The sequence below is a fragment of the Pseudomonas sp. PLMAX genome (assembly GCF_046042685.1).
GTDB classification, from domain to species: domain Bacteria; phylum Pseudomonadota; class Gammaproteobacteria; order Pseudomonadales; family Pseudomonadaceae; genus Aquipseudomonas; species Aquipseudomonas putida_AE.
In genome coordinates, this window is record NZ_CP064949.1 from 6,777,620 (window position 1) to 6,798,484 (window position 20,865).

General features: G+C 60.8%; 16 protein-coding genes. 13 read left to right on the top strand and 3 right to left on the bottom strand.

Going from position 1 to position 20,865, the window contains the following annotated elements:
* The first annotated feature begins 111 nt into the window (after positions 1-111).
* Positions 112-378, top strand: a complete 267-nt coding sequence (locus tag DKB71_RS30965) for a hypothetical protein (RefSeq protein ID WP_408599191.1) — start codon at positions 112-114, stop codon at positions 376-378.
* 103 nt (positions 379-481) lie between these two features.
* On the opposite strand, the gene DKB71_RS30970 is transcribed toward DKB71_RS30965, so the two are convergent.
* Both DKB71_RS30970 and DKB71_RS30975 read right to left on the bottom strand, forming a co-directional pair.
* A complete protein-coding gene (locus DKB71_RS30970) occupies positions 482-1,585 on the bottom strand; it encodes a GlxA family transcriptional regulator (RefSeq protein WP_007975492.1) in 1,104 nt (367 codons plus the stop codon).
* 514 nt (positions 1,586-2,099) lie between these two features.
* On the bottom strand, positions 2,100-3,476 hold the full coding sequence (locus DKB71_RS30975) for an L-serine ammonia-lyase (protein WP_408599192.1): 1,377 nt from the start codon (positions 3,474-3,476) through the stop codon (positions 2,100-2,102).
* A gap of 438 nt (positions 3,477-3,914) precedes the next feature.
* Between DKB71_RS30975 and DKB71_RS30980 the strand changes: the two genes are divergently transcribed.
* The 3 genes from DKB71_RS30980 (at position 3,915) to choV (ending at position 6,949) form a co-directional block, all read left to right on the top strand.
* On the top strand, positions 3,915-4,862 hold the full coding sequence (locus DKB71_RS30980; RefSeq protein WP_274075581.1) for a choline ABC transporter substrate-binding protein: 948 nt from the start codon (positions 3,915-3,917) through the stop codon (positions 4,860-4,862).
* Between the two features lie 66 nt (positions 4,863-4,928).
* Entirely contained in the window at positions 4,929-5,774 is an 846-nt protein-coding gene (gene choW, locus DKB71_RS30985; RefSeq protein WP_274075582.1) for a choline ABC transporter permease subunit, read from the top strand.
* Positions 5,771-6,949 carry a choline ABC transporter ATP-binding protein gene (choV, locus tag DKB71_RS30990; protein WP_408599193.1) on the top strand — a complete coding sequence of 393 codons (1,179 nt, stop codon included), beginning with the start codon at positions 5,771-5,773 and terminating at the stop codon, positions 6,947-6,949. The genes choW and choV overlap by 4 nt, the downstream gene beginning before the upstream one ends.
* 212 nt (positions 6,950-7,161) lie before the next feature.
* Here the strand turns inward: choV and DKB71_RS30995 are convergent, their stop codons facing one another.
* Complete coding sequence (locus DKB71_RS30995) at positions 7,162-9,102, bottom strand: BCCT family transporter (protein ID WP_274075695.1); 1,941 nt, start codon at positions 9,100-9,102, stop codon at positions 7,162-7,164.
* Between the two features lie 380 nt (positions 9,103-9,482).
* Here DKB71_RS30995 and betI point away from each other — a divergent pair, with 380 nt between their 5' ends.
* The 9 genes from betI to dbpA all read left to right on the top strand — a co-directional run bounded on the left by betI (position 9,483) and on the right by dbpA (position 20,840).
* Positions 9,483-10,076, top strand: coding sequence for a transcriptional regulator BetI (gene betI / locus DKB71_RS31000; protein ID WP_150719160.1), 594 nt, complete (start codon positions 9,483-9,485; stop codon positions 10,074-10,076).
* Between the two features lie 62 nt (positions 10,077-10,138).
* Positions 10,139-11,611, top strand: a complete 1,473-nt coding sequence (gene betB / locus DKB71_RS31005; protein WP_274075585.1) for a betaine-aldehyde dehydrogenase — start codon at positions 10,139-10,141, stop codon at positions 11,609-11,611.
* A gap of 152 nt (positions 11,612-11,763) precedes the next feature.
* A complete protein-coding gene (gene betA / locus DKB71_RS31010; protein ID WP_408599194.1) occupies positions 11,764-13,464 on the top strand; it encodes a choline dehydrogenase in 1,701 nt (566 codons plus the stop codon).
* Positions 13,465-13,759: 295 nt separating this feature from the next.
* Entirely contained in the window at positions 13,760-14,485 is a 726-nt protein-coding gene (locus DKB71_RS31015) for an AzlC family ABC transporter permease (RefSeq protein WP_408599195.1), read from the top strand.
* Positions 14,482-14,826 (top strand): AzlD domain-containing protein, encoded by a 345-nt coding sequence (locus DKB71_RS31020; RefSeq protein WP_408599196.1) that lies wholly within the window; start codon positions 14,482-14,484, stop codon positions 14,824-14,826. The genes DKB71_RS31015 and DKB71_RS31020 overlap by 4 nt, the downstream gene beginning before the upstream one ends.
* 228 nt (positions 14,827-15,054) lie before the next feature.
* Complete coding sequence (locus DKB71_RS31025; RefSeq protein ID WP_408599197.1) at positions 15,055-16,497, top strand: TldD/PmbA family protein; 1,443 nt, start codon at positions 15,055-15,057, stop codon at positions 16,495-16,497.
* Positions 16,497-17,834: a TldD/PmbA family protein gene (locus DKB71_RS31030; RefSeq protein ID WP_408599198.1), complete on the top strand. Its 1,338-nt coding sequence runs from the start codon at positions 16,497-16,499 to the stop codon at positions 17,832-17,834. The genes DKB71_RS31025 and DKB71_RS31030 overlap by 1 nt, the downstream gene beginning before the upstream one ends.
* Positions 17,835-17,969: 135 nt before the next feature.
* Positions 17,970-19,397, top strand: a complete 1,428-nt coding sequence (mdtD, locus tag DKB71_RS31035; protein ID WP_408599199.1) for a multidrug transporter subunit MdtD — start codon at positions 17,970-17,972, stop codon at positions 19,395-19,397.
* Positions 19,398-19,502: 105 nt separating this feature from the next.
* Entirely contained in the window at positions 19,503-20,840 is a 1,338-nt protein-coding gene (dbpA, locus tag DKB71_RS31040; protein WP_408601178.1) for an ATP-dependent RNA helicase DbpA, read from the top strand.
* The last annotated feature ends 25 nt before the right edge of the window (positions 20,841-20,865 follow it).

Consider the following 20,865-nt stretch of genomic DNA (forward strand, 5'->3'; position numbering starts at 1 on the left):
AACGACCTGTTCATAGTCAATGCTGCCATAACGACAAATCGCCCTTGCCGCCACTGCGTGCCACTACCAGAATCGAGCCACGACATCATTCCCAGAAGAAGGATTAGCGTCATGATGCACGCCGATTTGATAGACCAGGAAGACCTGTTGGGCCAGCTCAAGTCATTGGGCTTTCAAGTGCCAACCGGCGCCACCGCCGAGCAGGCTTGCGAGTTTGCGGTGCGAGGTTTGAACAACGAGCGGGCCACCGTGCTGCGCACCATGGTCAAGCAGATGTACACCAGCAGCGCGACGATCCTGCCGGCGGTGCGCCAGGCCATTGACAGGCAATTGCTGCCGGCATTGGCGGAGTACCAGCAGAGCCATACCGCCCGTTAAGACACCTTCGCGAGCAAGCCCGCTCCCACATTCAACCGAGCTCCATCATGGGAATGCGGTTGAATGTGGGAGCGGGCTTGCTCGCGAATGAAGGCGCCTCGGTCTAGAGCCTTACACTGGCAAACGTCGACTCATTACGCGCCTGACTCAGCGCCGACAACGGCCCCGACAGCGGCGACAGCACCAGGGCCTGCGGCAGCGGCATCATCGCCACCTGTTGCGTGGTGTTGGAACCCACACGCTCGTCACGCGGCGGAATGCCGAAGTATTCGCGGTAGCACTTGGAGAAGTGCGGCGTGGACACGAAGCCACAGACCGACGCCACTTCGATGATCGACATCGGCGTTTGCTTGAGCAGTTGCCGCGCGCGGATCAGGCGCAGTTTCAGGTAGTAACGCGACGGCGAGCAATGCAGGTACTTCTGGAACAGCCGCTCGAGCTGACGACGGGACACGGCGACGTACACCGCCAGTTCGTCGAGGTCGATCGGCTCTTCGAGGTTGGCTTCCATCAGCGCGACGATTTCCTGCAACTTCGGCTGATTGGTGCCAAGCATGTGCTTGAGCGGTACGCGCTGGTGATCCTGTTCGTTGCGGATGCGCTCGTAGACGAACATCTCCGAGATCGCGGCCGACAGCTCGCGACCGTGATCGCGGCTGATCAGGTGCAGCATCATGTCCAGCGGCGCGGTGCCACCGGAGCTGGTGAAGCGGTTACGGTCGAGGGTGAACAGGCGGGTACTCATGGCCACCCGCGGAAACGCTTCCTGCATCGCCGCCAGGCATTCCCAGTGCACACTGCAATCGAAACCGTCCAGCAGGCCGGCGCAGGCCAGGGCCCAGCTACCGGTGCAGACTGCACCCAGGCGACGGGACTGCCGCGCCTGGCTCTGCAGCCAGGACACGTGTTCGCGGGTAACAGTGCGTTGAATGCCGATACCACCGCAGACGATCACGGTGTCCATGGGAGGCGCTTTGTGCATGGAAGCGTCAGGGGTGATTTGCAAACCATCACTGGCCCAGACTTGACCGCCATCGACGGTGAGGGTGGTCCAGCGATACAGCTCACGGCCGGACAACTGGTTGGCCATGCGCAGCGGTTCGACTGCGGAGGCCAGGGAAATCAGCGTGAAATTGTCCAGCAGCAGAAAGCCGATGGATTGAGGCGCACGGTTCTGGGGTTGGGCCCCGGAGTTGAACGTCGTCATCGCGGTATCTCCTCACACAAAGCGGGTGATGGCCTCAGGCGGAGGCTCTTGTTATTGCCATCGTTCTCGCGTGGGAGACGGGCTTTGTAATGACAGAGCAATTGCCATGCCTAAATTTGAATGCGCGTTCAATAACTCCTGAAAACGACGTCGGAATGTGTCTATATATGACGCGGCGGGAGTAGGGGTTATAAGTGCCATCAATGGCGGCAAGCGCTCTGCCCCGTTGCGTGTGAGCAAATCGGTAGCACTTGTGGGAACAGGGCTGCGGCGAGCCCTGCAAGAGTGTCACCGCAGGCACGGGTGACGGGTGGTCAGGGACAGGAGTGGTCCTGATTTTGAAGTCAGGTACTTATCTGTAAGCGACGCGCCAAAAGGTGGCGTGTTTTAAATCGGGTGTTCACTTAACGCGCAGTTTTGACTGGTCTGGCGCCTTCGCGAGCAAGCCCGCTCCCACAGGGGAACGCATTTCAATGTGGGAGCGGGCTTGCTCGCGAATGGAGGCGACTCGGTTTCAGCACTCCACCGCGCTTACCGCCAACCCACCCCGCGACGTCTCCTTATATTTGTCATGCATATCGGCACCGGTATCGCGCATCGTGCGGATCACCCGGTCCAGCGAGATAAAGTGCTGTCCATCGCCGCGCAAAGCCATCTGTGCCGCGTTGATCGCTTTCACGGCGGCAATCGCATTGCGCTCGATACACGGCACCTGCACCAGGCCGCCCACCGGATCGCACGTGAGTCCCAGGTTGTGCTCCAGGCCGATTTCCGCCGCGTTACACAGTTGTTCCGGTGTGGCCCCGAGGATTTCCGCCAAACCCGCCGCCGCCATGGCGCAGGCCGAACCGACTTCGCCCTGGCATCCGACTTCGGCCCCGGAGATCGAGGCGTTCTTCTTGCACAGGATCCCCACCGAAGCCGCGCCGAGCAGGTAGTCGACGACATTGGCGTCGGTCACGTCCTCGCTGAACTTCATGAAGTAGTGCAACACCGCCGGAATGATCCCCGCCGCGCCATTGGTCGGTGCCGTGACCATGCGCCCGCCGGCGGCGTTCTCTTCGTTGACCGCCAGGGCAAACAGGTTGACCCACTCCATGGCGCTCAGCGTCGAGCCGATCACGTTGGGCTTGTTCAGCTCCTGCAAGCTGCGATGCAATTTCGCCGCGCGACGGCGCACATTCAGGCCACCGGGCAGGATGCCCTCGTGCTTGAGGCCGTGCTCGACGCAATCCTGCATGGCGCGCCACAGGTGCATCAGGCCACTGCGGATTTCCTCTTCGCTGCGCCAGACCTTCTCGTTGGCCATCATCAGTTCGGCCACCCGCAGGTTGTGCGTTTTACACAGATCCAGCAGCTCGGCCGCACTGGAAAAATCGTACGGTAGCTCGGTGCGATCCATGTCGACCACCCCGCTGCTGGCTTGCGCCTCATCGACAACAAAACCGCCGCCGACCGAATAGTAGGTGTCGCGATGCAACTCGCCGTCATCGCCTTCGACAATCAGGGTCATGGCATTGGGGTGAAACGGCAGGTTTTCATCGATCAGGCGCATGTCCCTGGACCAGATGAACGGGACCGGCAAACGGCCATCGAGCAACAACGTATCCGTTTCCCGCAGGATGTCGATGCGCAGGCCGATTTGCGACGGATCGATTGCATCCGGCCACTCGCCCATCAATCCCATGATCACCGCGTTGTCGCTGCCGTGGCCGATACCGGTGGCCGACAGCGACCCAAAGAGCTGAACTTCGACTCGCCGAACCTGCTCGAGCAGCCCCCGCTCACGCAAACCCTGCACGAACAACGCCGCCGCCCGCATAGGCCCCACGGTGTGTGAACTGGACGGGCCGATGCCGATTTTGAACAGGTCGAAAACACTGATAGCCATTGCTGCCGGACTCCTGGATGTGCCAACGCCCAGGCGCAAAAGCGCCCGGTGACGCAGCTGCTACGCTCAAGCTGCAATCCGTCGGGATGGCCGCATCATCAGGCTTTTATCCTGTCGTTCGACGTCTCACACCGACGCACTCATGTCCACGAACGCCGCGTGTCTTTCACGTCGTGTTTGCGCCGTTTTTTTGCGGCTCAGACGGACAAAAGAGGCTGAAAAAAGCTGTAAACGACGTCACCGACACTGGATGCGACCATCCCTGTACTGGTTACGACGCACCCTGTAGGCGTCAGATTTTCACTGGTACATGATCGTATCGACTCGATTGCAAGGCGCCGTGGTAGAGCTGTCTCCAAAACGCCATCCAACCGCAACCTATAAGTGCGGTGGTTCCAGTCGGAAACACTGCCAAAAAAAACACCAAGGAGTCCATCCATGAAAGGTTCCCCGTCGTTGTTGTTGGCCGCCCTGCTTAGTCTGCCGGTTCTGGCGCAAGCCGCCGAACCGGCCCAATGCAACACCGTAAACTTCTCCGACGTCGGCTGGACCGACATTACCGCGACAACCGCGACCACCAGCGTCGTGCTCAACGCCCTCGGCTACAAGACCAAGACCACCATGATTTCCGTGCCCGTGACCTACAAGTCCCTGGCCGACGGCAAGAACATGGACGTGTTCCTGGGCAACTGGATGCCGACCATGGAAAACGACATCAAGCCCTACCGCGATGCCGGCACCGTGGACACCGTGCGCACCAACCTCAAGGGCGCCAAATACACCCTCGCCGTTCCCCAGGCGCTGTACGACAAGGGGCTGCATGATTTCGCCGACATCGCCAAGTTCAAGAAGGAACTGGACGGCAAGATCTACGGCATCGAGCCGGGCAACGACGGCAACCGCCTGATCCAGAGTATGATCGACAAGAACGCCTTCGGCCTCAAGGACGCCGGTTTCAAGGTCGTCGAGTCCAGCGAGGCCGGCATGCTGTCGCAGGTCGACCGCGCGCAGAAACGCGACACCGCCGTGGTGTTCCTGGGCTGGGCCCCGCACCCGATGAACAAGCGCTTCAAGATTCAATACCTGACCGGCGGCGACGACTTCTTCGGCCCCGATTTTGGCGCCGCCACCGTGGCGACCAACACCCGCAAGGGCTACGCCTCGGAATGCAGCAACGTCGGTCAGTTGCTGAAGAACCTGGAGTTCACCGTCGACATGGAAAGTGAACTGATGGGCAACATCCTGGACGACAAAATGAAGCCTGACGCGGCCGCCAAGGCCTGGCTGAAAAAGAATCCCCAGGTGCTCGATACCTGGCTCGCTGGCGTGACCACCATTGACGGTAAACCTGGCCTGGAGGCCGTGAAAGCCAAGCTCGCACAGTAATCGCTTATGCCGGGCGGGTTCGCCCGCCCGGGCTGTTTATCTCCTTGCATGCGGACGTTCACTACCATGCTGATTGATCAGAAAATACCTCTAGGCCAGTACATCGCAGGCTTCGTTGAATGGTTGACGCAACACGGCGCCAACACCTTCGACGCAATTGCCGTGTCACTGGAAACGATGATCCACGGCGTGACGTTTGCGCTGACCTGGTTCAACCCGCTGGTCTTGATCGGCCTAATCGCAATACTTGCCCACTTCATCCAGCGCAAATGGGGCCTCACCGCCTTCGTCATTGCCTCCTTCCTGCTGATCCTCAACCTGGGGTACTGGCAGGAAACCATGGAAACCCTCGCCCAGGTGTTGTTCGCCACCCTGGTCTGCGTATTGATCGGCGTGCCGTTGGGCATCGTCGCCGCGCACAAACCGATGTTCTACACCATGATGCGTCCGGTGCTCGATCTGATGCAGACCGTGCCGACCTTCGTCTACCTCATTCCTACCCTGACTCTCTTCGGTCTGGGTGTGGTCCCGGGCCTGATCTCCACGGTGGTGTTCGCGATTGCCGCGCCCATCCGCCTGACCTACCTGGGCATCCGCGATGTCCCGCAAGAACTGATGGACGCCGGCAAGGCCTTCGGCTGCTCGCGCCGTCAACTGCTCTCACGTATCGAACTGCCCCACGCCATGCCAAGCATCGCGGCCGGCATCACCCAGTGCATCATGCTGTCGCTGTCGATGGTGGTGATCGCGGCACTGGTGGGCGCCGACGGCCTGGGCAAACCCGTGGTCAACGCACTGAATACCGCTGATATCGCCCTGGGCTTCGAAGCAGGCCTGGCGATCGTACTGCTGGCGATCATGCTCGACCGTATCTGCAAACAACCCGACGCTAAAGTAGGGGGTGACGCATGAGCATAATTCGCTTCGAAGACGTCGACGTAATCTTCACCAAGGATCCGCGCGAGGCCCTGAAGCTTCTCGATCAAGGTTTGACCCGCAGCGAGATCCTGAAAAAGACCGGGCAGATCGTTGGCGTGGAAAAGGCCAGCCTGGACATCGAAAAAGGTGAAATCTGCGTGCTGATGGGCCTGTCCGGCTCCGGCAAATCCAGCCTGCTGCGTTGCATCAACGGCCTCAACACCGTCAGCCGTGGCAAGCTGTACGTCGAGCACGAAGGCAAGCAGATCAACATTGCTTCCTGTACCCCGGCCGAACTGAAAATGATGCGCACCAAGCGCATCGCCATGGTGTTCCAGAAATTCGCCCTGATGCCCTGGCTGACGGTGCGCGAGAACATCAGCTTCGGCCTGGAAATGCAGGGCCGTCCGGAGAAGGAACGCAAGAAACTGGTCGATGAAAAACTCGAACTGGTAGGCCTGACCCAATGGCGCAACAAGAAACCCGATGAGCTGTCCGGCGGCATGCAGCAACGTGTGGGCCTGGCCCGCGCGCTGGCGATGGACGCTGACATCCTGCTGATGGACGAACCGTTCTCCGCGCTCGACCCGCTGATCCGCCAGGGCCTGCAGGACGAACTGCTGGAACTGCAACGCAAGCTGAGCAAGACCATCGTCTTCGTGAGCCACGACCTTGATGAAGCCCTGAAGCTCGGCAGCCGTATCGCGATCATGAAAGACGGTCGGATCATCCAGTACAGCAAGCCTGAAGAAATCGTCCTCAACCCTGCGGACGACTATGTGCGCACCTTCGTCGCCCACACCAACCCGCTGAACGTGCTGTGCGGTCGCAGCCTGATGCGCACCCTGGACAACTGCAAGCGCATCAACGGTTCGGTGTGCCTCGATCCGGGTGGCGATTCGTGGCTCGACCTGGCCGAAGGCAACACCATCAAGGGCGCACGCCAGAACGGCTCGAGCCTGGATCTGCAGAACTGGGTACCGGGCCAGGCGGTTGAAGGCCTGGGTCGCCGGCCGACGCTGGTGGATTCGAACATCGGCATGCGCGATGCGCTGCAGATCCGCTACCAGACCGGCAACAAGCTGGTGCTGCACGACAACAACCATGTGGTGGGGATTCTCGGCGACAGCGAGCTGTACCACGCGCTGCTCGGCAAGAACCTGGGGTAAGGCAACAGACACAAAAACGCCGCGAGAGGATCGCGGCGTTTTTGTTTATGCGGATATCGGGCGATGCAGCTTCGTGGCTAATGGCCCCTTCGCGAGCAAGCCCGCTCCCACAGTTGACCGCATTCCTCTGGTAGAACTCGGTCACCTGTGGGAGCGGGCTTGCTCGCGAAGAATGCGACGCGGTGTCACTGAAACACCGCGCCCCTCACAACTTAGCTATAGACCCGGCCAAGGAGCTGCCGATGGCTTTCAAACTGATCGAGCACATCACGGGTGATCTGATCCTGAGTGAAGCCCATCAGGTCGTAGTCCTGGCTGCCGTTGTGCAGGTACACCTCGGCGCGGTAGTAACGCTGGCGCGCCTCATCGGATTGAGCCGACTCGGTAGGCGTAGCCAGATAACCGTCCAGGCTGACTTCGTAGACAAACGGGTTGCCCTCTTCCATCTCGACCCGCACACCCATGCAGCGCTTGGACTTGCCCAGCAGCGTCTGCACTTCCAGGCCCTGGGCACGCATTTGCGTGGTCGCATCCTGCAAGGCAGGGCTTACGTGTTTGTCCATGAAGCGCTGCACCACCGACTGGCTCGGTTGCAGGTCCAGCTGGGTCAAGCGCTCGCTGAAACCACGACGACCACGGGCCGCCAGTTCCGCTTGCTCCTGTTCGATCTGCACGTCCTGGCGCATGGCCTTGTGCAAGCCGAACATGAAGCACACCAACACCACCGAGAACGGCAGGCCGGCCAGCACCACCATGGTTTGCATGGCTTCGAAGTTACCGGCGAACAGCAGGCCGATGGTCACCAGGGTGATCACCACAGACCAGAAGATCCGCAGCCAGTGCGGCGCATCTTCGTCGACATTGCCGCCCTTGCACGACAGGTTGGCCATCATCACCGCACCGGAATCCGCCGGCGTCAGGAACAACACGAAACCCACGAAGATCGACACGCCGATCACCACTTTCGACGCCGGGTAATGCTCAAGCAACTGGTAGATCGCCATGGACGGCTGCTCCAGCGCCGTCTTCCCGAGCTCCACTGCCCCGTGGTTCATCACCAGGTCCAGGGCCGAGTTACCGAAGATCGACAGCCACGCCAGGGTGAAACCCAGCGGAATCAGCAATACGCCAGCCACCAGTTCACGCACCGTGCGACCACGGGAAATACGCGCGATGAACATGCCCACGAATGGCGCCCAGGAAATCCACCAGGCCCAGTAGAACAGGGTCCACAGGCCCAACCAGCGGTCGGACTTCTCGCTGTCGCCTTCGTACACATACAGGTCGAACGTCTTCAGCACCACGCCGTTGAGGTAGTCACCGACGTTTTGCACGAAGCCGTTGAGCAGGTGCAGGGTCGGGCCGAACAGCAGGACGAAAATCAGCAGGCCGCTGAACAGCACGATGTTGAGGTTGGACAGGCGACGAATGCCGTTTTCCACCCCGGACACGGCAGCGATGGTCGCCACGGTGCTCATCACGATGATCACGATCAGCAGGTTGGTGTTGCTGTGTTCCATGCCGAACAGGTTTTCCAGGCCCGACGACACCTGCAGCGAACCAATCCCCAGGTTGGTCACCAGACCCAACAGGGTCACGAACATGCCGAAGCCGTCCACCGCATGCCCGGCCGCGCCCTTGACCCAACGCTCGCCCACCAGCGGATACAGCGCCGAACGCAGCGCCAGCGGCTGGTTATGCCGGTAGGCGAAATACGCCACCGCCAGGCCGACCAGCGCGTAGATCGCCCAGCCATGCAGACCCCAGTGCAGGAAGGTCAGTTGCACCGCCTGACGGGCGGCAAGGTTGCTGCCGGCCACGCCTTCCGGCGGGTTGAAGTAGTGGTCCAGCGGCTCGGAAGCACCGAAGTACAGCAGCGAGATGCCGATCCCCGACGAGAACAGCATCCCCGCCCAAGCGCCGTAGCTGAAGTCCGGGGTGTCGTCCTTGCTGCCCAGTTTCAATTTGCCGTAGGACGAGAACGCCAGGCCGACCACGAAGATCAGGTAGGCGGCAATCACCACCATGTAGTACCAGCCGAAGCTGCGGGACAACCAGGCTTGCGCCATACCGAGCAGTCTGCCGGCCTCTTGCGGGGCGATGATCAGAATGGCGGTCAACAGCAGAATCAACGCGGTAGAGGTGTAGAACACCCAACCGTTGACCGTCACCTTCTCGGGTGGGGTCTTTATTAGCGAGGCAGAACTCATGGCACAGATGCTCCGGGCAGTGCGAGAGAAGAACGCAAGACAAACGGGTTACCCGACCAATCGGTTAGTGGGCAGCCGACCAGCGGGTGATATAAAGACAACCCCAAAGGGCCCGAAGCCCCTTGAGCGCCGTGACGCGTAGGTTTCGAGCATTTACGGAAGTCGTTTTTTTCGCCGCTACGCGTCGGAAAACTCTGTAGGCAGCGACGATTTGTCGCAGATCTTATTCTTTGTTGATTGAACGTTCAATCAAAACAAAATAGACTGGCCCTCAATCCGATAGACGTCCTGCGTCTGCCGGAAGGCCTAAGGAGATGTGCAAGATGCCCAAGGTCGGTATGCAACCCATCCGTCGCCAGCAGTTGATCGAAGCCACATTGCTGGCGGTCGACCAGGTCGGAATGGGGGACGCCAGCATTGCGCTGATCGCCCGTTTGGCCGGTGTCTCGAATGGCATCATCAGTCACTACTTTCAGGACAAGAATGGCCTGATCGCCGCCACCATGGGGTACTTGATGACTGTGCTGAGCGAGAACGTCACCGCGCGCCGACTGGCGCTGACAGATGACAGCCCGCGGGCGCATCTGCAGGTGATCATCGAAGGCAACTTCGACGCCAGCCAGGTCAATGGCCCGGCAATGAAAACCTGGCTGGCCTTTTGGGCCACCAGCATGCACCAGCCGTCTTTGCACAGGTTGCAGCGGATCAACGATCACCGTCTGTATTCCAACCTGTGCTGCCAGTTCCGCCGCGTGTTGCCGCTCGATGATGCGCGCACCGCCGCCCGGGGCCTGGCAGCGTTGATTGACGGCTTGTGGTTGCGCGGCGCGCTGTCGGGAGACGCTTTCGACACCGGGCAGGCACAACAGATCGCTTACGAATACATGGATATCCAACTGGCCAAGCGGGTGAGTTAGAGCACATATAGAACGCTCGACATCCGCACCGTGCCAACAACCAATGCACTTGCGAGGACTTTATGGCCCGTTTCGAACTGCAAAAACTCTACATCGACGGCGGCTACAGCGACGCTGGCAGCGACGCCACTTTCGAAGCCATCAACCCGGCTAACGGTGAAGTCCTCGCAAAAGTACAACGCGCTACGAAGGAAGACGTCGAGCGCGCTGTGGTCAGCGCCGAAAAGGGCCAGAAGATCTGGGCCGCGATGACCGCCATGGAGCGTTCGCGCATCCTGCGTCGCGCCGTGGACATCCTGCGCGAGCGCAACGATGAACTGGCCGCCCTGGAAACCCTGGACACCGGCAAGTCGTACTCCGAAACCCGCTACGTCGACATCGTTACCGGCGCCGACGTGCTGGAGTACTACGCTGGCCTGGTTCCGGCCATCGAGGGCGAGCAGATTCCGCTGCGCACCACCTCGTTCGTCTACACCCGTCGCGAGCCGCTGGGCGTCGTGGCCGGTATCGGCGCGTGGAACTACCCGATCCAGATCGCCCTGTGGAAATCCGCTCCGGCCCTGGCGGCCGGTAACGCGATGATCTTCAAGCCAAGCGAAGTCACCTCGCTGACCACTCTGAAACTGGCCGAGATCTACACCGAAGCCGGCCTGCCAGCAGGCGTGTTCAACGTCCTGACAGGCAGCGGCCGCGAAGTCGGCACCTGGCTGACCGAGCACCCGCGCATCGAGAAAGTCTCGTTCACCGGCGGCACCGACACCGGCAAGAAAGTCATGGCCAGCGCTTCGAGCTCTTCGCTGAAAGACGTGACCATGGAACTGGGTGGCAAATCGCCGCTGATCATCTGCGACGACGCCGACCTCGATCGCGCCGCCGACACCGCAATGATGGCCAACTTCTACAGCTCCGGTCAGGTCTGCACCAACGGCACCCGCGTGTTCGTGCCGGCGCACCTGAAAGCCGCTTTCGAAGCCAAGATCGTTGAGCGCGTTGCGCGCATTCGCGTCGGCAACCCGGAAGACGAAAACACCAACTTCGGCCCGCTGGTCAGCTTCGCCCACATGGAAAGCGTGCTGGGCTACATCGCCAAGGGCAAGGAAGAAGGTGCACGCCTGCTGTGCGGCGGCGAGCGTCTGACCGAAGGCGAATTCGCCAAGGGCGCGTTCGTTGCGCCGACCGTGTTCACCGACTGCAGCGATGACATGACCATCGTGCGTGAAGAAATCTTTGGCCCGGTGATGGCGATCCTCTCCTACGAGACTGAAGAAGAAGTGATCCGCCGTGCCAACGACACCGACTTCGGCCTGGCCGCCGGTATCGTCACCAAGGACCTGAACCGCGCCCACCGCGTGATTCATCAACTGGAAGCCGGTATCTGCTGGATCAACGCCTGGGGCGAGTCCGACGCGAAGATGCCGGTTGGCGGCTACAAGCAGTCGGGTGTTGGCCGTGAGAACGGCATCAGCTCGCTGAACAACTTCACCCGCATCAAATCGGTACAGGTCGAGCTGGGCGATTACGTCTCGGTGTTCTAACCCGGGTTGTGTATTGCCCTTGAGGCCGCTTTCGCTGGCAAGCCAGCTCCTACAGGGACAGCGCAATACCTGTGGGAGCCAGCCTGCTGGCGATCGAGTGCGCAGCACTCGCCGAGGCCTGACCTGAACCAACTTCAAAGAGGGTGCATTCAATGTCCCAAGAATTCGACTACATCATCATCGGTGCCGGCTCGGCCGGTAACACCCTGGCGACCCGCCTGACCGAAGACGCCGGCGTCACCGTCCTGCTGCTCGAAGCCGGTGGTCCGGACTACCGTTTCGACTTCCGCACGCAGATGCCGGCCGCCCTGGCGTTCCCGCTGCAAGGCCGTCGCTACAACTGGGCCTACGAAACCGATCCAGAACCACACATGGACAATCGCCGGATGGAATGCGGTCGCGGCAAGGGCCTGGGCGGTTCCTCACTGATCAACGGCATGTGCTACATCCGCGGCAACGCCATGGACTACGACGGCTGGGCGAAACTGCCAGGCCTGGAAGACTGGTCGTACCTGGACTGCCTGCCGTATTTCCGTAAAGCGGAAACCCGCGACATCGGCCCGAACGACTACCACGGTGGCGACGGTCCGGTCAGCGTGACCACACCGAAAGCCGGCAACAACCCGCTGTTCCACGCCATGGTTGATGCAGGAGTGCAGGCCGGTTACCCGCGCACCGAAGACTTGAACGGCTACCAGCAGGAAGGCTTCGGCCCGATGGACCGCACCGTGACCCCCAAAGGTCGTCGTGCTTCCACCGCCCGCGGTTACCTGGACGTGGCCAAGAAGCGTTCGACCCTGACCATCGTCACCCACGCCCTGACCGACAAGATCCTGTTCGACGGCAAGCGTGCGGTCGGCGTGCGTTACCTGGTCGGCGACGCCGAAGAGCGCGTTGAAGCCAAGGCGCGCAAGGAAGTGCTGTTGTGCTCCGGCGCCATCGCTTCGCCGCAGATCCTGCAACGCTCCGGCGTCGGCCCGGCCGAACTGCTGAACAAGCTCGACATTCCGGTGGTCCACGACCTGCCGGGCGTCGGTGAAAACCTGCAGGACCACCTTGAGCTGTACCTGCAATACGCCTGCACCCAACCGGTCTCGCTGTACCCGTCGCTGCTCTGGTACAACCAGCCGGCCATCGGTGCCGAGTGGCTGTTCAACGGCACCGGCATCGGCGCCAGCAACCAGTTCGAAGCCGGCGGTTTCATCCGTACCCGTCCGGAATTCGAATGGCCGAACATCCAGTACCACTTCCTGCCGGTGGCGATTAACTACAACGGCAGCAACGGTGTGAAAGAACACGGCTTCCAGGCGCACATGGGCTCCATGCGTTCGCCAAGCCGCGGGCGCATCCAGGCCAAGTCCAAGGACCCGCGCCAGCACCCGAGCATCCTGTTCAATTACATGGCCACCGAGCAGGACTGGCAGGAATTTCGCGATGGCATCCGCCTGACCCGGGAAATCATGCAGCAACCTGCGCTGGACGCCTTCCGTGGTCGCGAAATCAGCCCGGGCATCGAAGTGCAAACCGATGAGCAACTGGACAAGTTCATCCGCGAACACGCCGAAACCGCGTTCCATCCGTCCTGCTCGTGCAAGATGGGCACCGATGAAATGGCCGTGGTCGATGGCGAAGGTCGCGTGCATGGCATGCAAGGCCTGCGCGTGGTCGATGCGTCGATCATGCCGATCATCACCACCGGCAACCTGAACGCGCCGACGATCATGATGGCCGAGAAAATCGCCGACAAGATCCGTGGCCGCCAGCCATTGCCGCGCAGCAAGGCCGATTACTACGTAGCGGGCGATGCGCCGGTGAAGGGCAAGCCTATGCGTGAAGTGGGCCAGACAGCTTAACCACTAGCGAACTGGCTTCAAACAAAACCGTCAACCTTCCCGGGTTGTCGGTTTTTTTTGGCTAGCACATACTGCTTTAAACAAACAACAATCATCACAACAAGTAACTAAAAACAATTACAAACACTTCCACAAAACTCGCAACACATGTATTCACACCAACATAAAAACCTCCATTACTATCCGCGCCCCAATTCAATCGGACACGAGCAGTTTTAATGGAAATCAAGGACATGCCTGATATCGACTACCCCAAGGTCCTAAGTTATTTCAGAGACAACGGGGTGGTTCATTGATGGGGACTCCGGATGTATCGATTCGCTCTTCGGCCAGCAACGTTTTTATTGAAGGTGCACGGGACGCGATCACGTTTGGCGTTGCGTTCATTTTCCTGTACTTATCCATAGGTGTTTTAAGCGCGACACAATCATTATCACTGAGCCAAGCGCTCGCAACGACCCTGTTGATATTTTCCACCCCGCTGCAGTTTTTGCTGATACAAAGCTATAACGACGGATGGATATTGCTCCCCATCATCGTTGCGCTCAATGCTCGTTTCGTGCTGCTCTCCGCGACACTGGCACCTTATATAAGAAACACTTCAACCACGAAAACCATGGCATCCCTGATTCTCATCACTCCTTCGATATTCACAGGCTGCCTTACTCGATTCAAGCGGAAAACCGATCACCCCTTCACTTACATGATAGGCCTTGGCATCCCAATATTTGGTGTATCGATTATCTGTACCTACATCGGTTTCGTCGCCGGTGCAGGACTTACCTCACCGGTCATCTATGCTGCGATGACACTGCTATTACCCCTTCAATTTACAGCGTTGGCCGGCAAGCACTGGCCTCATTACGCGGAAGTATCAAGTTATTGGCTGGGCTTTGTCGGTGCACCATTGCTGATCTATCTATTCAAGGATTACAGCTTGCTCTGCACGCCTTTTATAATTGGCGGACTGGTCGTACTCATCGAAAACAATTACAAAAAACGAGGCAACGTAGCTTCATGACAATCTGGCTTCTTATTGCATTCTCCGCCGTTACCGCCTTTGCATTTCGTGCCCTGCCCTTTGCCTTCAAAAACAGCACTGCGCTCACCCGAACCCAGGGTTCCTTTTATCGGTTCATCAGCTACAGCGCGCAAGCCATGTTGGGGGTCATCATCTACGACACCGCGTTCAACAAGATGGATGCGCTTACGCTGATAAGGCAGTTTGAGATGATGGATGCAGTGAAGCTGTTCTTGCTGGTGGGCACCTTCATTGCGGTCGTCAAAACAAAAAAAATCCTGCCTTCTTTCTTTGCAAGCCTGTTCATTTATGTGGCAGCGTTCGCCTACCTGAGCGCTTGAAAACAGCGCCTTGACTGACAGAGGGATTGATCGCGAGCAAGCCGCAATGGGGTGTTCGCGAACTTCAATCGTCAGCAAACCTGTCACGCGTCCTCTGCAGTGCGCAATTTCCCCCCCCGCCATCCGCCCTTGATCCTCCCCACGCACAGGCCTACTCTAGTGCCGCGCAATCGCTTCATCCCCTCGCCGCACCGCTGCACCGCCACTCCATACCAAGGAGGTTCCCGAATGTTCGATTTCCACCCCCAGCTCAAGCAGCGCTTTGCTGCCTTGCGCACGGGCGCCGAATTCTTTTCCCTGCGTTATGTGCGCGAGTCCGGCCAGTACCTGTCGGTGCGCAAGAACGTCGCCGAACCGCCGAGCCTGAGCCGCGACGAAGGGGCGATGCTGACCGTGCGGGTCAATGGTGTGGAAGCCTATGCCGCCACCAACGATCTGTCGCAACAGGGCCTGCAAGCTGCCCTTGAGCGCGCCGAACAGCAGGCGCGCCGGCTCAAGCCTCACGCCTTGCTGGATCTGCGCGACCAGGCGGTATCCAGCGACCGTGCCGATTATTTCTCGCCGAACCTCGACCAGCCGTTCCCCTCCCTGAGCGACTGCTACCAGCTGCTGGGGGCCGAATCCGCCGCCGTGCCCAAGGACGAACGCCTGGTGAGCTGGCAGGTCAGCATCGGCATCACCCACGTCGAGCAGATCTACCTCAACAGCGCCGGCGCCGAACTGCGACAGGCCCAGCGCTTCGTCTACCCGGGCCTCGATGTCACCGCCTACGACGGCAACGACAGCCAGACCCGCACACTCGGCCGGGAAAACTTCGGTCAGCAGGGTGGCTTCGAGGTCATCAGCCGCTGCGGACTGATCGGCGCAGGGGTGAAAATTGCCGATCAGGCGCTGCAATTGCTGCTGGCACCGAACACGCCGCAAGGTCCGCGCGACCTGCTGCTGATGCCCGACCAGATGATGCTGCAGATCCACGAATCCATCGGCCACCCGCTGGAACTGGACCGCATCCTCGGGGATGAGCGCAATTATGCCGGCACCAGCTTCGTCAAGGCCGGCGACTTCGGCCATCTGCAGTACGGCTCGCCATTGTTGAACGTAACGTTCGATCCCGATATCCCGGAACAGCTCGCCAGCTACGGCCATGACGACGACGGCACGGCCGCCAGCAAACAGTTCCTGATTCGCCAAGGCCTGCTGCTGCGCCCCTTGGGCGGTGCACTCTCGCAGTTCCGCGCCGGCCTCGACGGGGTCGCCAACAGCCGCGCCTGCGGCTGGAACCGCCCGCCGATCGACCGCATGGCCAACCTCAACATCGAGCCTGGCGACCAGCCGCTCGAGCAACTGATCGGCAACATCGAACACGGCATCCTGATGAGCACCAACCGCTCCTGGTCCATCGACGATGCGCGCAACAAGTTCCAGTTCGGTTGCGAATGGGGCCAGTTGATCGAAAACGGCGAACTCAAGGGCGTGGTGAAGAACCCGAACTACCGGGCCATTTCCGCGCAGTTCTGGAAGAGCCTCAGCGCGGTCGGCGATGCCAGCACCTTCAAGGTCCTGGGCACACCGAACTGTGGCAAGGGCGAACCGAATCAAGTGATCCGCGTGGGCCATGCCTCGCCAGCCTGCGTGTTCAGCAACGTTGATGTATTTGGGGGAGACAGCTGATGACTACGTCGAAAGCCCAGGCCGAGTCGTTCAAGGCATTGGTCGCCGAATTACGCGAAGCGCTGCACGAACCGGAACAGTTCACCCTCAGCTACGCCGCCGAATCCTCGGCCTTCGTGCGCTTCAACCACGCCAAGGTGCGGCAGGCCGGGCAGGTGCAACAGGCGAGCATCGGTTTGAAACTGATCAACGATGGCCGCCACGCCGACCTGCAGATAACCCTGGCGGGCGATCCTGCAGTCGACCGTCAGCGCCTGGCCGAAGGCCTGCAACAACTGCGCGAAACCTTGCCGCTGCTGCCCCAGGACCCTTACCTGCTGCTCAACTACAACGGCTGGCAAAGCAAAAACGTGCAGGAGCATCCGCTGCCGGACACCGAGCAAGTGGTCGCAGAAATCACCCAGGCCGCCGAAGGCCTGGACCTGGTCGGATTCTATGCCGCCGGGCCGATCAGCCGTGGTTTCGCCAGCTCCGCCGGGGCGTTCGGCTGGCACCAGGCCAACAGCTTCAACTTCGATTTCAGCCTGTTCCATGAAAACGGCCAGGCGGTGAAGGCCAGCTACGCCGGACACGATTGGAATAGCGCAGGCTTTGCCAAACGCTTCCAGCAGGCACGTGAACAGCTTGAATACCTGGGGCGACCGCTGCGCACCCTGGCGCCGGGTCAGTACCGCGCCTACCTGGCGCCCGCCGCGCTGGAAGAGATCATGGGCATGCTGTGCTGGGGTGGCTTTTCGGCACAGTCGATCGCCAGCAAAAGCAGCCCGCTGCAGAAGCTTTACGGGGGCGATCAGGCGTTCAGCCCACTGGTCTCGCTGGATGAAAAGGTCAGCGGCTCGCTGAGTCCGGCGTTCTCCGACGAAGGTTACCCGCGAAGCGATCTGGGCTTGATTGTCGAAGGCAGGGCCGGTGCGCAACTGGTGGGTTCGCGCAGCGCCGCCGAATACGGCTTGACCGCCAACGGCGCCAGCGGCGGGGAATCGCCGACGGCCCTGAACATGCAGGCCGGGGAGTTGCCCGAGGCACAGATCCTCAAGCAACTCGGTACCGGCCTGTACATCAGCAACCTGTGGTACCTGAACTTCTCGGATCAACCGGCGGCACGCCTGACCGGCATGACGCGCTTCGCGACCTTCTGGGTCGAGAACGGCGAGATCCAGGCACCGGTCAGCACCATGCGTTTCGACGACAGCGCCTACAGCCTGCTGGGTTCACAGCTGGAAGCGCTGACCGCGGAGCGCGAATTGCTGTTGTCGGCGAGCACCTACAGCCAGCGGGCGACGGCATCGGCGTTGTTGCCGGGGGCGATCGTCCGGCGCCTGACGTTGACCCTGTAAACACAATCCCCCTGTGGGAGCGGGCTTGCTCGCGAAAGCGGTGGGTCATTCAACATTGATGTTGAATGTGATGGCCCCTTCGCGAGCAAGCCCGCTCCCACAGGGTTCGGTTCCCTGACCACCACAAGAGGTCCCATGCCCAACCGCCCGCCTCTCGATCCGGTCACCGCCCGCTGGGTGCCTTGGGTCGTCGCCATTGCCTTCTTCATGCAGTCCCTCGACGGGACGATCCTCAACACCGCCCTGCCGGCCATGGCCAGCGACCTGGCGGAAGACCCGCTGCGCATGCAGGGCGTGATCATTGCCTACATGCTCACGGTCGCCTTGCTGATCCCCGCCTCTGGCTGGATCGCCGACCGTTTCGGCACGAAAAAAATCTTCTTCAGCGCGATCCTGCTGTTCAGTTTCGGCTCGCTGCTCTGCGCCTTGTCCAGCAGCTTGAGCATGCTGATCGGCGCCCGGGTGATCCAGGGCCTGGGCGGCGCGTTGATGCTGCCGGTCGGGCGACTGGTGGTGCTGCGCGCCTACCCGCGCTCGGAACTGGTGCGAATCATGGGTTTCATCACCATTCCCGGCCTGCTCGGGCCGTTGATCGGCCCGACCATGGGCGGCTGGATGGTGGAGTACCTGACCTGGCACTGGATCTTTCTGATCAACCTTCCGGTGGGTCTTGTTGGCTGCTACGCCGTGTGGAAATTCATCCCCGACCTGCGTGGTTCCGAACGGACCCGCTTCGATAGCCTGGGGTTCCTGCTGTTCGGCGCGGCGATGATCCTGATCACCGTCGCCATGGAAGGCTTGGGCGAACTGCACCTGCCACACCTGCGGGTGATGCTGCTGTTGTTCGGCGGCATGGCCTGCCTGGCCGCCTACTGGCTGCGCGCCGGGCACATCGACAATCCGCTGTTCGCGCCATCGCTGTTCAAGACCCGGACCTTTGCCGTCGGCATTCTCGGCAACCTCTTCGCCCGGCTCGGTAGCGGCGCCCTGCCATTCCTGGTGCCACTGTTGCTGCAAGTGGCCCTGGGTTATTCGCCGTCCCAGGCGGGGATGAGCATGCTGCCGCTGGCGGCTGCGGCGATGATCGCCAAGTGGGTGGCGCGGCCGCTGATCGAACGCCTGGGCTACCGTATCGTGCTGACTGGCAACACCCTGGCGTTGGGGATCATGCTGGCCAGCATGGGCCTGGTCAGCGAGCAGACGCCGTACTGGCTGCTGCTGTGCCTGCTGGCAGTGCTGGGGGCGATCAACTCCTTGCAGTTCACGGCGATGAACACCGTGACCCTGATCGACCTTGATGACGCCAGTGCCAGCAGCGGCAACAGTCTGCTGTCGGTGGTCGCGCAATTGTCCCTGAGCCTGGGCGTAGCCTGCGCCGGTGCGCTGCTTGGCGGGTTTACGGCGGGGATCGGAAATGACGGCGTGGAGACGGTTTTGGGTGCCTTTCAACTAACATTCGTGACGGTTGGCATCATGGCAATGCTGGCTGCAGCGATCTTTTCCCAGCTCTCCCGGGAAGACGGACGGCGCGTCAAACGTCCGGAAGAACACATAGAGCCTTAGGGCGAATGGCCATCGGACTGGTACACTGCGCGACATTTTGTTTTGCAGGCCAGTCCCGTGACCACCATCGCCACCGAATTTAATACTTTGCCGCTGTCCGCCGCCATGCTGGCTAACCTCGACTCCCTCGGTTATGCCCAGATGACGCCGATCCAGGCGCAAAGCTTGCCGGTGATCCTCAAGGGGATGGACCTGATCGCCCAGGCCAAGACCGGCAGCGGCAAGACCGCCGCCTTCGGTATCGGCCTGCTGAACCCGATCAATCCGCGCTACTTCGGTTGCCAGGCGCTGATCCTGTGCCCGACCCGCGAGCTGGCTGACCAGGTCGCCAAGGAAATCCGTCGCCTGGCCCGTGCCGAAGACAACATCAAGGTCCTGACCCTGTGTGGCGGCGTGTCCCTCGGCCCGCAGATCGCTTCGCTGGAACACGGCGCACACATCATCGTCGGCACCCCGGGGCGCATCCAGCAGCACCTGCGCAAGGGCTCGCTGGTCCTGCACGGCCTCAACACCCTGATCCTCGATGAAGCCGACCGCATGCTCGACATGGGTTTCTACGACTCCATCGAAGAAATCATCATGCAGGCCCCGGAGCGTCGCCAGACCCTGCTGTTCTCCGCCACCTACCCGGTGGGCATCAAGCAGCTGGCCTCGAAGTTCATGCGCAACCCGCAGCAAGTGAAGGCCGAGGCGTTCCACGACGACACGCAGATCGAGCAGCGCTTCTACGAAATTTCCCCTGACGATCGCATGAGCGCCGTGACCAAGGTGCTGGGCCACTTCCGCCCGGCGTCCTGCGTGGCGTTCTGCTTCACCAAGCAGCAGGTCCAGGAAACCGTTGATCACCTGACGGCCAAAGGCATCTCCGCCGTCGGCCTGCACGGCGACCTGGAACAGCGTGATCGCGACCAGGTACTGGCGATGTTCGCCAACCGCAGCACCTCCGTGCTGGTGGCCACCGACGTCGCGGCCCGCGGCCTGGACATCGATTCCCTGGACATGGTGATCAACGTCGAACTGGCCCGTGATTCGGAAATCCACATCCACCGCGTCGGCCGTACTGGCCGCGCCGGTGAGAAAGGCCTCGCGATCAGCCTGGTGGCGCCGTCCGAAGCGCAGCGCGCCCAAGCCATCGAACAATTGCAGAAGACACCATTGACCTGGGATCAGGTGGACAACCTCACCTCCAAGGGTGGTGGTCCGCTGCTGCCTCAGATGAGCACCCTGTGCATCGCTGGCGGCCGTAAGGACAAAGTGCGTCCAGGCGACATCCTTGGCGCACTGACCGGTGAAGCGGGCATCCCGGGCGCCCAGGTCGGCAAGATCGCCATCTTCGACTTCCAGGCCTTCGTGGCCGTGGAACGCGGCGTCGCCAAGCAGGCCCTGCAACGCCTGAACGACGGCAAGATCAAGGGCCGTTCGTTGCGCGTGCGCATCCTGTAAGCGATCTTCGACCCAACGAAGATCC